The organism is Stenotrophomonas sp. GD03819, from assembly GCF_029841665.1.
Classification (GTDB): domain Bacteria; phylum Pseudomonadota; class Gammaproteobacteria; order Xanthomonadales; family Xanthomonadaceae; genus Stenotrophomonas; species Stenotrophomonas geniculata.
In genome coordinates this window covers 101,214-116,024 of the sequence record NZ_JAOCEW010000007.1, presented here as the reverse complement: position 1 = coordinate 116,024, position 14,811 = coordinate 101,214, and the positions used below count along the sequence as shown (strand labels likewise).

Here is a 14,811-nt window from a genome sequence, read left to right as displayed (position 1 = left end):
TCAGCGTCCATCAAAAGATTGGGGGGAAGCAACCGGTGCCGGCGTGGCGACAGCGGACTTGTTGGCGCGGCGCAACTGGCTGTAGAGCGGAATGACCACGCTCACCAGCACCAGGCCAGCGCCGACGATGACACCCACCAGCAGCGCGGCGATCAGGGCCACGCCCACCGAGGTGTGCAGTTGGGTAAACAGCAGGTTGATCGACATCGCGGTCATGTTGACCGCACCGATGATCAATCCAAGGATCAGTACCGCCAGCAGGACCAGCAGACGAAAAACCTTCATGCGACAGCTCCAGTGGCAGGAGTCCGTAGCTTATCCGACTCGCGGCTGGATTCGCACGCGGTGGCGCGACGGGAGGCTCAGGCCGGATCGGCGTCCAGCGGCAGCACACTGCTGACCCGCTCGCGCAGTTCCTTGCCCGGCTTGAAATGGGGAACGTGCTTGCCCGGCAGGGCAACCGATTCGCCGGTCTTCGGGTTGCGACCGAGGCGCGGCGGACGATAGTGCAGCGAGAAGCTGCCAAAACCACGGATTTCGATGCGATCCCCGGCGGACAGCGATCCGCCCATCATTTCCAGCAACGACTTCACCGCCAGATCGACATCATCGGCCTTCAGGTGCGCCTGGCGGCGCGCAAGGATTTCGATCAGTTCGGATTTGGTCATTACCGGCTCACATCAGGGGTATCCCAGCCTGAAACGGCCCGGGCAATGCCCGGGCCGTCCAGGAAACAACGAACAGCGTAAGGCCGATTACTCGGACTTGTTGCCGTTCAGCTGTGCACGCAGCAGCGCGCCCAGCTGGGTGGTGCCGCTGGAAGCCGAAGAGGACTGGTATTCCTCCAGCACTTCGCGCATTTCAGCGTCGTCCTTGGCCTTGATCGACAGCTGCAGGGTACGGCCCTTGCGGTCCATGCCCACGAACTTGGCTTCGACCTTGTCGCCGACCTTCAGGTGCTGGGTGGCGTCGTCAACGCGCTCGTTGGCGATGTCGCGGGCCGAGACGTAACCTTCGATGCCGTCAGCCAGCTCGATGATCGCGCCCTTGGCGTCGACTTCCTTCACCACGCCTTCGACCTTGGAGCCCTTCGGATTGGCAGCCATGTACTGGCCGAACGGATCCTGCTCCAGCTGCTTCACGCCCAGGGAGATGCGCTCGCGCTCCGGATCGACAGCCAGGACGACGGCGTCCAGGGTATCGCCCTTCTTGAAGTTGCGAACGACGTCTTCGCCGGTGGTGTTCCAGCTGATGTCGGACAGGTGGACCAGGCCGTCGATGCCGCCGTCCAGGCCGATGAAGATGCCGAAGTCGGTGATCGACTTGATCTGGCCCGACACCTTGTCACCCTTCTTGTGGGTGGCAGCGAAGGTTTCCCACGGATTGGCGGCAACCTGCTTCATGCCCAGCGAGATACGGCGACGCTCTTCATCGACGTCCAGCACCATCACTTCGACTTCATCACCCACCTGGACAACCTTGGACGGGTTGACGTTCTTGTTGGTCCAATCCATCTCGGAGACGTGCACCAGGCCTTCGACGCCCGGTTCGATCTCAACGAACGCACCGTAATCGGTGACGTTGGAGACCTTGCCGAAGACGCGGCTGTTGGCCGGGTAACGACGGCCGATGTTGTCCCACGGATCCTCGCCCAGCTGCTTCAGGCCCAGCGAAACGCGGTTGCGCTCGCGGTCGAACTTCAGCACGCGGACGTCCAGCTCGTCGCCGACGTTCACGACTTCCGACGGGTGACGCACGCGCTTCCACGCCATGTCGGTGATGTGCAGCAGGCCGTCGATACCGCCCAGGTCCACGAACGCGCCGTAATCGGTCAGGTTCTTGACGACACCCTTCAGGATCGCGCCTTCCTGCAGCTTGTCCATCAGCTGCTCGCGCTCTTCCGAGTGCTCGCTTTCGACGACAGCGCGGCGCGAGACCACGACGTTGTTACGCTTGCGGTCCAGCTTGATGAGCTTGAACTCGAGCTCCTTGCCTTCCAGGTAGGCCGGATCGCGCACCGGGCGCACATCGACCAGGGAACCCGGCAGGAAGGCGCGGACATCCTTGATGTCCACGGTGAAACCACCCTTGACCTTGCCGCTGATGCGGCCGGTGATGGTTTCGTTCTTTTCCAACGCTTCTTCCAGCTCGTCCCACACCATCGCGCGCTTGGCCTTCTCGCGCGACAGGACGGTTTCGCCGAAGCCGTTCTCGATCGAGTCGAGGGCGACCTTGACGATGTCGCCTTCGGCGACGTCGATTTCGCCAGCGTCGTTACGGAACTGTTCGATCGGCACGATGCCTTCGGACTTCAGGCCAGCGTTGATCACCACGACATCGCCGCGGACTTCAACAACGGTACCGCTGACGATGGCGCCCGGCTTCAGCTTGGCCAGGTTGGCCTGGCTGGCTTCAAACAGTTCGGCAAATGATTCGGTCATTAGATTTACTCTGTTGGACACATGGGTCGGTGGCGTCCCCTTCAGGGGAATGGCGACCGCCCGCCTGTTGGTCGACCCCGGAAACGCAGGTCGTGTGTAGTAGGAAAACCGCCACGCATCATTGCGCGACGGAGCTGGTACAGCACTGTTATGCGCGACCACCGCCGATGCTGCTGGCAGTGCTCCCGCGCGAACGGATCAGGCAGCCGGAACCGGAAGCAGATCCATCACTCTGGCAACGACATCTGCGATGCCGATGCCTGTGGTGTCGATGAGGACAGCATCGTCTGCCGGCTTCAGGGGCGCCACGGTACGCTGAGCATCACGGGCGTCGCGGGCCATGATCTCGCGCAGGAGGTCATCAAAGTTAACAGAAACCCCCTTGTCTTTCAACTGCTTATGCCGGCGCTCGGCGCGCTCCTCGGCACTGGCGGTCAGGAAGACCTTATAGGGGGCGTCCTTGAAGATCACCGTACCCATGTCGCGGCCATCGGCAACCAGGCCGGGCAGCTCCCTGAATGCGCGCTGGCGCTCCTTCAGGGCCGCGCGGACCTCCGGAATGGCGGCAATGGCCGAGGCCAGGGCGCCAGTGGTCTCCAGGCGCAGCTCGTCGGTGGCATCGGTGCCGTTGACCATGACCCGCATCGACTCGCCCTGTTCAACAAACTGAACATGGGTGTCGAAGGTGCAGCGCACCAGTGCCGAGGCATCGGACGTATCAATGTCGGCCCAGCTCGCGGCCACGCCCACTGCCCGGTACAGCGCGCCCGAATCCAGGTAATGCCAGCCCATCCGGCGCGCGATGATGCGGCTGATGGTACCCTTGCCGGCCCCGGAAGGGCCGTCGATGGTCAGGACGGGAGCGAGTGGATTCATGGGGTTCCCAGAGCGTGTGAAGGGGTCATTCTAGCCCCTGCCAGACACCCCCAGCGGGATCTTTTGTGCAACCACTTGAAACCACGAGGAAAAGCCCGGTAGAATGGCGGGCTTGAACGAGCGTCAACTGCCGATTGTCTTTCGCATATCGCGGCCACGCTCCACCCGAACAACTACTGTTTACGCCGAGGTATGCCATGAAAGTCCTGTCCTCCCTGAAGTCGGCGAAGGCCCGTCACCGTGACTGCAAGGTCGTGCGTCGTCGTGGCAAGATCTTCGTCATCTGCAAGTCGAACCCGCGTTTCAAGGCGCGTCAGCGCTAAGCCTCACAGCCTTCCGGCTGCGGCTGGCCCTACGCGGGGCCGACCCGATGCAAGAAACCGCCTTCGGGCGGTTTTTTGTTTATGCGGCTTTTTCCTGCCGTTTTTGCTGTAATCGCCTTTCTTGACCACTGGGGAGTAGATCGAGATGAAGCGTTACCTGTCCGCCCTGGCCGTGATGGCCACCCTGGCCGCCGCCACACCGGCACTGGCCGATACCCTGCTTGTCGACCGTGCCCGCGAGAAGCCGGCCGGTGCCCTGCCCGTGCGCGGCCAGAGCATGCAGCAGGTGCAGGCGCAGTTCGGCGCGCCCAGCGAGCAGCTGCAGCCACGTGGCGGGCAGAAGCGGCAGTGGCCGACCATCAACCGCTGGGTGTACCCGCAGTTCACCGTCTACTTCGAGAAGCAGAAGGTGATCGACGTGGTGGCCAACCAGGCGGACCCGAACGAAATCGGCCCGAAACCGCCGATCCGTTGATCCCTTTACCCGCCGTGGGCGGGCCTGTGTAGCGAGACCATGAACCAGACCCTTCGTTTTCCTGCCGAGTGGGAAGCCCAGAGCGGCGTCCTGATTGCCTGGCCCACCGCCGACACCGACTGGGCTGACCGCCTGGGCCAGGTGGAAGAGACCTACATCGCCCTGGTCGCGGCCATCACCCGCTTCCAGCCGGTGCTGATCTGCGTGGCCGACGACGATGTGGAGACCTATGCCGAGATGCGGCTGCGCTCCAACCGCATCGACATGGACAAGGTCCACTTCACCACGGCGGCCTACGACGATACCTGGCTGCGCGACTCCGGCCCGATCACCCTGCGCCGCGCCGACGGCGGCTTCCAGCTGCTGGATTTCCGCTTCACCGGCTGGGGCGGCAAGTTCGACGCCACCCTGGATGACCAGCTGGTGGGCGTGCTCGACCAGGCCGGCGTGTTCAACGACGCGCCGGTGCGCAGCATCCCGTTCGCGCTGGAAGGCGGCGGCATCGAGACCGACGGCGAAGGCACCCTGCTGACCACCTGGAAGTGCCTGCACGAGCGCCACCCGGACCGCGACCGCGCCAGCCTGAGCGCCGACCTGGCCGACTGGCTGCAGCAGGACCGCGTGCTGTGGCTGGACCACGGCTACCTGGAAGGCGACGATACCGACGCGCATATCGACACCCTCGCCCGCTTCGCCTCGGCTGACAGCATCGTCTACCAGGCCTGCGACGACGCGAGCGACTCGCACTACGCCGAGCTGCAGGCGATGGGCAACGAACTGGCCGCGCTGCGCACCAGGGACGGCCAGCCGTATCGCCTGTTCCCGCTGCCGTGGGCACAGCCAGTGATCGACGAAGGCCGCCGCCTGGCTGCGTCGTACGCCAATTACCTGATCGTCAATGGTGCGGTGCTGATGCCGGCCTACGGTGATCCGGCCGACGACCTGGCCCGCGACGTGCTGGCGCAGGCGCACCCGGGCCGCGAGATCGTGCAGGTGCCCTGCCGCTCGCTGATCTGGCAGAACGGCAGCCTGCACTGCATCACCATGCAGCTGCCGGCAGGGCTGTTGAAGGCGTAAGCCGAACCGGTAGCGCCGGGCCATGCCCGGCGAACGCTGCCGCATCTGGAAAATCCGCCGGGCATGGCCCGGCGCTACCGATTGCGTGCACCCATTCAGCGCGCGACACGCCGTCGCCGCCCATCCGCGCTAACATGCTGGTTTTCCCCCGCAGGAACGCCCCGCATGAACTCGCGCAGCCCCCTTACCGTCGCCCTGATCCAGGAGCGCAACCACGGTGATGCCGCCGCCAACCTGGCGGTGATCGAAGCACGCGTGGCCGAGGCGGCTGCGCAGGGTGCCAAGCTGGTGCTGCTGCAGGAACTGCATAACGGGCCATACTTCTGCCAGCACGAGTCGGTGGACGAGTTCGACCTGGCCGAGCCGATTCCGGGCCCGAGCACCGAGCGCCTGGGCGCGCTGGCGAAGAAGCATGGCGTGGTGCTGGTGGGCTCGCTGTTCGAGCGCCGCGCTGCCGGCCTGTACCACAACACCGCCGTCGTCTTCGAGAAGGACGGCACGTTGCTGGGCAAGTACCGCAAGATGCATATCCCGGACGACCCGGGCTTCTACGAGAAGTTCTACTTCACCCCGGGCGACATCGGCTTCAAGCCGATCGACACCTCGGTGGGCCGCCTTGGCGTGCTGGTGTGCTGGGACCAGTGGTACCCGGAAGCGGCACGCCTGATGGCGCTGGCCGGTGCCGAACTGCTGCTCTACCCGACCGCGATCGGCTGGGACCCGGACGACGTGCAGGACGAGAAGACCCGCCAGCGCGACGCCTGGGTGCTGAGCCACCGCGGCCACGCCGTGGCCAACGGCCTGCCGGTGCTGAGCTGCAACCGCGTCGGCCACGAGGCTTCGCCGCTGGGCGCGTCGGGCATCCAGTTCTGGGGCAACAGCCACGTGCTCGGCCCGCAGGGTGAGTTCCTGGCCGAAGCCGGCACCGACGCCACCGTGCTGCTGTGCGACGTTGACCTGCAGCGCAGCGAGCACGTGCGCCGCATCTGGCCGTTCCTGCGCGACCGTCGCATCGATGCGTACGGTGACCTGCTCAAGCGCTACATCGACTGAGCCGGAGCCCGCGCATGGCCGTCCTCATCCGTGATGCCGGCCCGGCCGACATCGCCGCGATCACCGCGATCTACGCGGTGGAAGTGACCGACTTCGTCAACACTTACGAGTACGACATCCCGGACGCGTCCGAGATGCTGCGCCGCATGCGCGACATCATCGAACGCGGCTTCCCCTACCTGGTCGCCGAGATCGACGGCCAGGTGGCCGGCTATGCCTACGCCAACACCTACCGTACCCGCGTTGCCTACCAGTGGACCGTGGAGAACTCGGTCTACGTCGATGCCGCGTTCCAGGGCAAGGGCGTTGGTACCGGCCTGCTGCAGGCGTTGATCGATGCCTGCGTGGCGCGTGGCTACCGGCAGATGGTGGCGGTGATCGGCGAACCGACCAATACCGCTTCAATCAAGCTGCACGAACGCTTCGGCTTCGAGCTGGTCGGCGTGTTCCGTGGCCTTGGCCGCAAGCACGGCCGCTGGCTGGATACCGTGCAGATGCAGCGCGCGCTCGGCGATGGCGCCGACACCGCACCTTCCAATGAATGAACCCATGACCGAAACCCTTCCCGAAACCGGCGACGACCTGTTCGCCGGCCAGCCGGTACGCGTCGTCGAACGCGACGGCGTGCGCTACACCCTGCTGGGCACTGCCCACGTTTCGCGCGCCAGCGTCGAGGCGGTGGAAAAAGCCATCGACAGCGGCCGCTTCGATGCCGTTGCCGTTGAACTGGACCCGCAGCGCCTGCAGGCACTGAGTGATCCGGACACGCTGGCCAAGCTCGACCTGGTCGAGGTGATCCGCAAGGGCCGCGTCGCCCTGTTCGCGGCCAACCTGGCGCTGTCCGCCTACCAGCGCCGCTTGGCCGAACAGCTGGACATCGAGCCGGGCGCCGAACTGAAGCGCGCGGTGGAACTGGCCCGCGAACGCGACCTGCCGGTGCACCTGATCGACCGCGAGGTCGGCCTGACCTTCCGCCGCGCCTCGCAGCGGCTGGGTTTCTTCGGCAAGCTGAAGCTGGTCGCCGGCCTCGGCGCCGGCCTGTTCTCGTCCGAGGAAGTGGGCGAGAACGAGATCGAGAAGCTCAAGCAGGGCGACATGCTGGAATCGAGCTTCGGTGAGTTCGCCAGCGAGAGCCCAGCGCTGTACGAGACCATCATCGGCGAGCGCGACCGCTACATGGCCACGCGCCTGCGCGAGGAGCACAACCCGCAGCAGCGTGAAGTGCTGGCGGTTGTCGGTGCGGGTCACCTTGCAGGCCTGGCGCGCTACCTGGAAACCGACACCGAAGCACCGGCGCCGCTGCGTGCCGAGCTGGAAGCGGTACCGAAGAAGCGCAACATCCCTTGGTTCACGCTGGGCATCCTGGCGATCGTGGCGACCGGCATCGGCGTGGGCTTCTATCGCGGCGGCCTCGGCGTGGGTACCGAGCTGCTGGCGACCTGGGCGATGTATACCGGCGGTCTGGCGGGCCTGGGCTGCCTGCTGGCCGGTGGCCACCCGCTGAGCATCCTCACTGCAATCGCGGTGGCCCCGTTCAAGCCGTTCCGCCTGAGCATCCCGACCGGCGCATTCTCGGCCTTGGTGGAAGCGCGCCTGCGCAAGCCGGCGTATGAGGACTTCCTCAAGCTGCGCGACGATGCGCAGAGCCTGAAGGGCTGGTATCGCAATCGCGTCACCCGCGTGGTGCTGACCTTCATGCTGACCAACATCGGCAGCATGCTCGGCCTGTGGCTGACCACGTTCAAGGTGTGGGGCAAGGTGGCAGGGTAAACCCCTCAACCGGCCACAGAATCTGTAGCGCCCGAGCCCACGCTCGGGCGACGCGGCGACGCGGCGAACAGCAGCCGAGCATGGGCTCGGCTCTACAGAGACAAACAGACGCGGCGAGCAGAAAAAAAGGGGGAGGCCGCCCCACTACGACCGGCCTCCCCCACACCACAACACGTTGTCGCGCATTACGGTCGAGCAAGCTCGACCACTACACCGGGGTACCCGCCACGACCTCCAGGCCGCGCGCGCGGCGGATCAGCCGCGTCACGGCATTGCGCAGGTCATCGAGCACCGCGTAGATGGTCGGCAGGAAGAGCAGGCTGACCACGGTCGAGAACGCCAGGCCGCCAGCAATCGCGCGCGCCATCGGCGCGTACTCCGGGCCGTTGCCGAACATCTGCGTATTGGTCAGCGAGATCGGCACCATCGCCAGGATCGCCGTGCCCATGGTCATCATGATCGGGCGCAGGCGCTCGCGGGAGCCTTCAACCAGTGCCTGCGTTCGGCCCATGCCGCCGCGCCGCAGGTTGTTGATGTGTTCGATCATCACGATGCCGTTGTTCACCACCACCCCCATCAGCACAAGGATGCCGATGAAGGACATGATCCCGAACGAGGTGCCGGTGATCCAGAACAGCCAGAACACGCCGAAGATCGAGAACAGCACGCCGCTCATGATCGCCGCCGGGAACAGCAGCGACTCGAACACCGCTGCCATCACCACGTAGATCATCACCAGCGCGATCAGCAGGTTGAACACCATCTGCTGCATGGCTTCGTCATCGTTGCCGTAGTCGCCGCCGTCGAAGGTGAAGCCATAGCCGGCCGGAAAGTTCATCGGCTTGAGCACCGACTCCATCGCCTTGCGGCCATCCGGCGCGGTGACCTTCTCGGCCAGGTTGGCCTTGATGGTCAGCGTGGTCTGGCGGTTGGTGCGGCCGATCTGGGTGGCCGACGAGCCGACGTCAACGGTGACCAGGCTCAGCAGCGGCACGCTGCGGCCGTCGCCGGTGCGCACGCTGAAACCGGCCAGGTCTTCCGGGCTGCTCTGCTCGGCGCCGGCGAAGCGCACCCACACCGGCACTTCATTGTCGCCGAGGCGGAACTCGCGCATCGGCGCACCGCGCAGGGCCAGGCCGACGAAGCTGGCCACCTGTTCGGCATTGAAGCCGAATGCGGCGGCGCGCTCGCGGTCGACGCGCACCTTCAGCTCACCGCCCTTCTCACCATTGTCGATGCGCACATCGCGCAGCTCGGCACGCTGGGCCAGCAGCGGCACCACTTCCTGGCCGATCTCCTGCAGCATCGAACTGGAGTCGCCGACCAGCTGCACCTGCACGCCCTGGTTGCCGCCGCCACCCCCATCGCCGCCCTGGTTGCCCACGAAGTAGTCGGTGCGGGCTGACTTCGGCAGGCCCTTGCGCAGTTCTTCCTGCAGCGCCTTGATGTCCTTGGCGTACTTCTCGTCCAGGGTGACCACGGTGGAGCTGCCTTCCTGCTCGCTGTACCAGGAATAGACCTGCTTGACGTGCAGGCGTTCACGGTTGGCATCGATCCAGTTCTCCACCCGCGCCACTTCCTCGGACATCTGCCGGTAGGTGTAGGCGCCCTTCCACATGTAGCCGATGAAGATGTCCTTGCCGCCGTCACCACCGAACATGTCGATCTTGGTCAGCTTCATCGGCACCAGGCTGACCAGCACCACCAGCAGAATGCCGAGCAGGCTCCAGCCACGATGATGCAGCGACCAGTCCAGCAGCCTGGCGTAGCGGCGCTGCAGGCGCGCGATCATGCCGGTCTGCGAGTGCACCAGCTTGGGCGTGGCCATGCGCGCGGACAGCATCGGGATCAGGCTGACCGCGACCAGCCACGAGGCCAGCAGCGAGACCGAGATGGTGATCGCGATCTGCGCCATGAAGATGCTGATGTTGTTGGTCTCGCCGAACAGGTTCGGCACGAACACGATGCAGTGGCACAGCGTGCCGGCGCTGAGCGCGATGGCCACGTTGCGGGTGCCGATGATCGAGGCCAGCCGCGGCTGCCCGGGCAGGCGCTCGCGCTCCTGGTAGATGCTCTCCACCACCACCACGGCGTTGTCGACCAGCATGCCGACGGCCAGCAGCAGGCCCATCATGGTCAGGATGTTCAGCGTCACCCCGACGAAGTACATGAAGCCCAGGGTGATGGTGAAGCAGATCGGGATGGCCAGGGTGACCATCAGCGTGGACGGCCAATGGCGCAGGAAGAAGAACAGCACCGTCACCGACAGGATCAGGCCGACCGCACCGGCCTCGGCCAGTTCCAGCAGCGAGGAGGTCACCGCCTTGCCCTGGTTGTCGATCACCTTGATCTGCACGTCGCGCATCGACGGCTCCGCGCGGATCGATTCGACCTCGGCCAGCGCCGCGCGCGAGACTTCCACCAGGTTGGCGCTGCGTTCCTTGAAGATGTCCAGGCCGACCGCCGGGTTGCCGTCCAGGCGACGCCCGTAGTTCATCCGCGCCGGCTTCAGGCGCACGTCGGCGATGTCGCCCAGGCGCAGGCCCTTGGCGTTGATCACCAGGTCGCGCATTTCCTGCAGGTCGGTGATCTCGCCCACCGGCTGCACGCGCACGCGCTGGCCGTTGTCATCGATCTGCCCGGCGGAGATCGAGAAGTTCAGCGTGCGCAGGCGCTCGCTCAGCTCATTGATGCTCAGACCGTGCGCGTTGAGGCGGTTCGGATCGATGGCGATCTCCACCTCGTTCGGCGGCGCGCCGGTGATGTCGACGCGGGCCACGCCGGGGATGCGCTCGATGCGCCGCTTGAACTCGCGGTCGAGCATGTCATAGGCAGTGGTCAGGTCGGTGGTGCTGGCCAGCCGCACCTTCAGCACCGGCTGGTCACTGCTGGACCACTTGAACACGTTGTAGCGCTGCAGGTCATCGGGCAGGTCGCTGCGGATCGCATCGATGCGTTCGCGTGCATCGGAGGCGGCGATGGCGATGTCGCGGTCCCAGTCGCTGAACTCGATGAAGATCAGCGCCGCCTCGGAGGTGGCCGACGAGCGCATGCGCTTGATGCCGGTCATCGTCGCCAGCGATTCCTCCACCGGGCGGATGATGGTCCGCTCCACTTCCTCCGGGGTTGAACCGGTGTACGGGATCTGCACGAACAGGAACGGCGCGGAGATGTCCGGCAGCGCTTCCAGCGGCAGCCGGAACGAGGCGATCAGGCCGATCACCACCAGTGACACGAAACACATGATGGTGGTGACCGGACGGCGGATGGAGAATTCGGCAACACTCATGCCGGCTCCTCCACACCCGCCGCGCTGCCTGCTGCACCCGGCTCGATCTCACCGGCGTGCTTGCGGCCACGCTCGCGGTAGTAGGCATCACCGCGGCGATCCATCAGGTCGTACACCACCGGGATCACCAGCAGGGTGAGCAGGGTCGACACCAGCAGGCCACCGATCACGGTGATCGCCATCGGCGCACGCACTTCAGCACCCTCGCCCATCGCCACCGCCAGCGGCAGGAAGCCGAACAGCGTGCACAGGGTGGTCATGATGATCGGCCGCAGGCGCGAGCGCGCACCTTCCACCAGGGCCTCATGCTTGGCCACGCCGGACTCGCGCAGCTGGTTGACCTTGTCGATCAGGATGATCGCGTTCTTGGTGACCAGGCCCACCAGCAGGATCAGGCCGATGAACACCACCACCGAGATGGGCTTGCCGGTCAGCATCAGTGCCAGGATCGCGCCGACCAGCGCCAGCGGGATGGTGAACAGGATCACGAACGGATGCAGCAGCGACTCGAACTGCGACGCCATCACCAGGTAGACCAGGAAGATCGCCAGGCCGAAAGCGAAGATCAGCGACTTCGCCGCCTGCGCCAGCTCCTCACCCTGGCCGCCGATGTGCAGGCCGACACCCGCGCCCAGCGGTTGCTCGGCGGCCATCTGCTGCACTTCACGCATGGCCGCCCCCAGATCGATGTCGCGCAGGTTGGCCGAGACCACGGCCACGCGGGTCTGGTCGGCGCGATGGATCTCACTGGGGCCGGTGGTGGCGACCACGTCGGCCACCGCGTCCAGCGTGACCGGGCGGGTGCTGCCCGGATTGACGATCAGCCGACGGATGCTCTCCACGCTGGCACGGTCGCCCTCCTGGGCACGCACCAGCACGTCGATCTTGCGGTCACGGAAGCTGTAGCGGGTGGCCACGTCACCGCGCACCTTCTTCACCACCACATCGGCGATCTGGCGGGTGGTCAGGCCCAGCGCACCCGCGCGTTCCTGGTCGAAGCGGATCTGGATTTCCGGGAAGCCCTCCTCCACCGTCGACTTCACGTCGGCGTAGTGCGCGTTGCCGCGCAGCATCGCCGCCAGGCGCTGGCCGGCCACTTCGAGCGTCGCCATGTCCTGCCCGCGCAGCTCGATTTCCAGCGGCGTGGAGAAACTGAACAACGCCGGCCGCGCGAAGTCGACCTGGGCACCCGGATGCTGGCCCATGGTGTCACGCAGGCGCTCGGTGATCTCCGCCTCGGTGCGCGCGTTGCCGCCGCCTTCCATCACCACGGTCAGCTTGCCGATGTTCTCGCCGCTTTCGGTCGGGCTGGCATCCAGGCGGGTGCCGCTGCCACTGACACCATACAGCGAGGCCACGCCTTCACCCTTGCCATGCGCCAGCTGCAGCTCGCGCACCAGCGCATCGGTCTGCTTCAGCGGCGTGCCGGCCGGCAGCTTCACCGTCATTTCGAAGCGGTCCTGTGCCAGCTGCGGAATCAGGTCGGCACCGAGCATCGGCACCAGCGCCATGGTCGCCACGAAGATGATCGTGGCCACGCCCAGCACCTTGCCCGGATGCGCCAGCGCGCTCGGCAGCAGTCGCAGGTAGCCGCGCTCGGCACCGGCATAGGGCTTCATCGCCAGATCGCTGGCCTTGCGCATCACCGGGCCGACCACCGCCACCACGCCACGCCACGCCCGCACGACCAGCCAGGCCAGCGCATAGAAGCTCCAGCGCGCGGTCGCCACGGCACCACGGCGACCCAGCGCCACCGGCTTCTGCCAACGGTTCTGCGGCTGCCACGGCTCGTTCGGTGCCTCTTCCGGGAACGCCAGCGTCGGCCGTCCCTTCAGCGAGCTCAGCATCGGGATCAGCGTCATCGACACCAGCAGCGAGATCGCAATGGCGATCGCCACGGTCAGTGCCTGGTCGCGGAACAGCTGGCCGGCGATGCCGTCGACGAACACCAGCGGCAGGAACACCGCGATGGTGGTCAGGGTCGAGGCGACCACCGCCATGCTCACTTCGCGGGTACCGACGATGGCCGCCTGCAGGATACCCAGGCCACGCTCACGCGCCTTGGCGATGCTCTCCAGCACCACGATCGAGTCGTCCACCACCAGGCCGGTAGCCAATGCCAGGCCGCCCAGCGACATCACGTTCAAGCTGAGGCCGAGCTGGCCCATGAAGAAGAACGTGGCGATGATCGAGACCGGCAACGACAGGCTGATCACGAACGTGCTCCAGCCATCGCGCAGGAACAGGAAGATGATCAGGATGGCCAGCAGCCCGCCGATCACCGCATCCTTCTTGACGTCGGCGATGGCGTGCTCGATGAAGCGCGACTGGTCCTCGATGGTGGTCATCTCGACATCGGAGGGGAACGTGCCCTTGATCTGCTCCAGGCGCTTGCGCAGCGCTTCGGCGGTGGACACGGTGTTGGCATCGCCTTCCTTGTAGATGGCCAGTTCAACCGATTCCTTGCCACCCAGGCGGATCACCGCTTCGCGTTCCTTGTAGCCCTGGCGCACGGTGGCCACATCCTTCAGGCGCACCGGCACACCGTTGGCGACCACGCTGGAACCACCGCCGGAGGACGCGCTCTGCGCCGCCGACGCCGCCGCGATCGCGGCCGCCGAACCGGTCGATGCGGCGATGTTGAACATCTGCTGCAGTGCCGAGTCGGCCGCGCTGCCATTGGCGGCCTGGGTGGTCACCAGCAGGTTGCGGATTTCCTCCAGGTCGGCGAACTGGTTGACGGTGCGCACCAGGAAGCGCTGCGAACCCTCCTCCAGGCGACCGCCGGAGATGTTGATGTTCTCGTCCTTCAGGCGCTTGATGACGGTGTCGATCGGCAGGTTCAGCTGCGCCAGCTTCTGCTGGTCGATGTCGACCTGGATCTCGTCTTCCAGGCCACCGCCGACCTTGACCGCTGCGACGCCGGTGACCGGCTCCAGCTTCTTCTTAAGGTCTTCATCGGCATAGCGGCGCAGGCCGGTCAGCTCGCGGATCGCATCGGCATCGCTGGCCGGTGCCACCTTGTTCGACAGCACCAGGCGCATGATCGGCTCGGTGGACGGATTGAAGCGCAGCAGCACCGGGGCCTTGGCCTCCAGTGGCAGGTTCAGCGCTTCCATCTTGTCGCGCACCTCCAGGCTGGCCTGGTCCATGTTGGTGCCCCAGGCGAACTCCAGCACCACATCGCTCTGGCCGGTGCGCGAGACCGACTTCAGCTTGCGCAGGTTCTTGACCACGCCCACCGCTTCTTCGACCGGCTGGGTGATCAGGGTTTCGATTTCGGTCGGCGCCGCACCGGTGTACTCGGTGCGCACGGTCAGCGTCGGGTAGCTCAGGTCGGGCAGCAGGTTGACCTTGAGGTTGCCCAGCGCGATCAGCCCGAACAGCAGCAGGGTGACCGTGCACATGGCGATGGTCACGCGGCGGCGGGTGGCGAATTCCACCAGGCCGCCGCGCATGCCGGCGGCGGCGCCGTCGCTCGCCGGCGAGGCACCGTGGTCGTGGCCC

Annotated in this window: 11 protein-coding genes and 1 pseudogene; 6 read left to right on the top strand and 6 right to left on the bottom strand. The window is 65.8% G+C overall.

Features of this window, described 5'->3' with window-relative positions; all coding sequences use genetic code 11:
* The 4 genes from N5D45_RS06290 to cmk form a co-directional block, all read right to left on the bottom strand.
* On the bottom strand, positions 1–285 hold the full coding sequence (locus tag N5D45_RS06290) for a LapA family protein (protein ID WP_010484569.1): 285 nt from the start codon (positions 283–285) through the stop codon (positions 1–3).
* Positions 286–362: 77 nt separating this feature from the next.
* A complete protein-coding gene (locus tag N5D45_RS06285; protein WP_005409286.1) occupies positions 363–668 on the bottom strand; it encodes an integration host factor subunit beta in 306 nt (101 codons plus the stop codon).
* A gap of 87 nt (positions 669–755) precedes the next feature.
* Positions 756–2,441: a 30S ribosomal protein S1 gene (gene rpsA, locus N5D45_RS06280; RefSeq protein WP_005416230.1), complete on the bottom strand. Its 1,686-nt coding sequence runs from the start codon at positions 2,439–2,441 to the stop codon at positions 756–758.
* Between the two features lie 198 nt (positions 2,442–2,639).
* On the bottom strand, positions 2,640–3,317 hold the full coding sequence (cmk, locus tag N5D45_RS06275; RefSeq protein WP_010484566.1) for a (d)CMP kinase: 678 nt from the start codon (positions 3,315–3,317) through the stop codon (positions 2,640–2,642).
* Between the two features lie 197 nt (positions 3,318–3,514).
* On the opposite strand from cmk, the gene ykgO reads away from it, so the two are divergent.
* From ykgO to N5D45_RS06245, 6 genes are all read left to right on the top strand, one after another.
* Positions 3,515–3,640 carry a type B 50S ribosomal protein L36 gene (ykgO, locus tag N5D45_RS06270; RefSeq protein ID WP_005409283.1) on the top strand — a complete coding sequence of 42 codons (126 nt, stop codon included), beginning with the start codon at positions 3,515–3,517 and terminating at the stop codon, positions 3,638–3,640.
* A 145-nt stretch (positions 3,641–3,785) separates the two neighbouring features.
* Positions 3,786–4,115, top strand: coding sequence for a hypothetical protein (locus N5D45_RS06265; RefSeq protein ID WP_005416228.1), 330 nt, complete (start codon positions 3,786–3,788; stop codon positions 4,113–4,115).
* Positions 4,116–4,154: 39 nt separating this feature from the next.
* Positions 4,155–5,192, top strand: coding sequence for an agmatine deiminase family protein (locus tag N5D45_RS06260; RefSeq protein ID WP_019336280.1), 1,038 nt, complete (start codon positions 4,155–4,157; stop codon positions 5,190–5,192).
* Between the two features lie 165 nt (positions 5,193–5,357).
* Positions 5,358–6,245 carry a carbon-nitrogen hydrolase gene (locus N5D45_RS06255; RefSeq protein WP_005409280.1) on the top strand — a complete coding sequence of 296 codons (888 nt, stop codon included), beginning with the start codon at positions 5,358–5,360 and terminating at the stop codon, positions 6,243–6,245.
* A gap of 14 nt (positions 6,246–6,259) precedes the next feature.
* Positions 6,260–6,790: a GNAT family N-acetyltransferase gene (locus N5D45_RS06250; protein ID WP_125438522.1), complete on the top strand. Its 531-nt coding sequence runs from the start codon at positions 6,260–6,262 to the stop codon at positions 6,788–6,790.
* Complete coding sequence (locus N5D45_RS06245; protein WP_010484557.1) at positions 6,783–8,015, top strand: TraB/GumN family protein; 1,233 nt, start codon at positions 6,783–6,785, stop codon at positions 8,013–8,015. The genes N5D45_RS06250 and N5D45_RS06245 overlap by 8 nt, the downstream gene beginning before the upstream one ends.
* A 208-nt stretch (positions 8,016–8,223) precedes the next feature.
* On the opposite strand, the gene N5D45_RS06240 is transcribed toward N5D45_RS06245, so the two are convergent.
* Positions 8,224–11,304, bottom strand: coding sequence for an efflux RND transporter permease subunit (locus tag N5D45_RS06240; protein ID WP_279938611.1), 3,081 nt, complete (start codon positions 11,302–11,304; stop codon positions 8,224–8,226).
* A pseudogene (locus tag N5D45_RS06235) lies at positions 11,301–14,756 on the bottom strand (efflux RND transporter permease subunit); the annotation flags it as partial. The pseudogene N5D45_RS06235 and the gene N5D45_RS06240, both read right to left, overlap by 4 nt.
* Between the last annotated feature and the right edge of the window lie 55 nt (positions 14,757–14,811).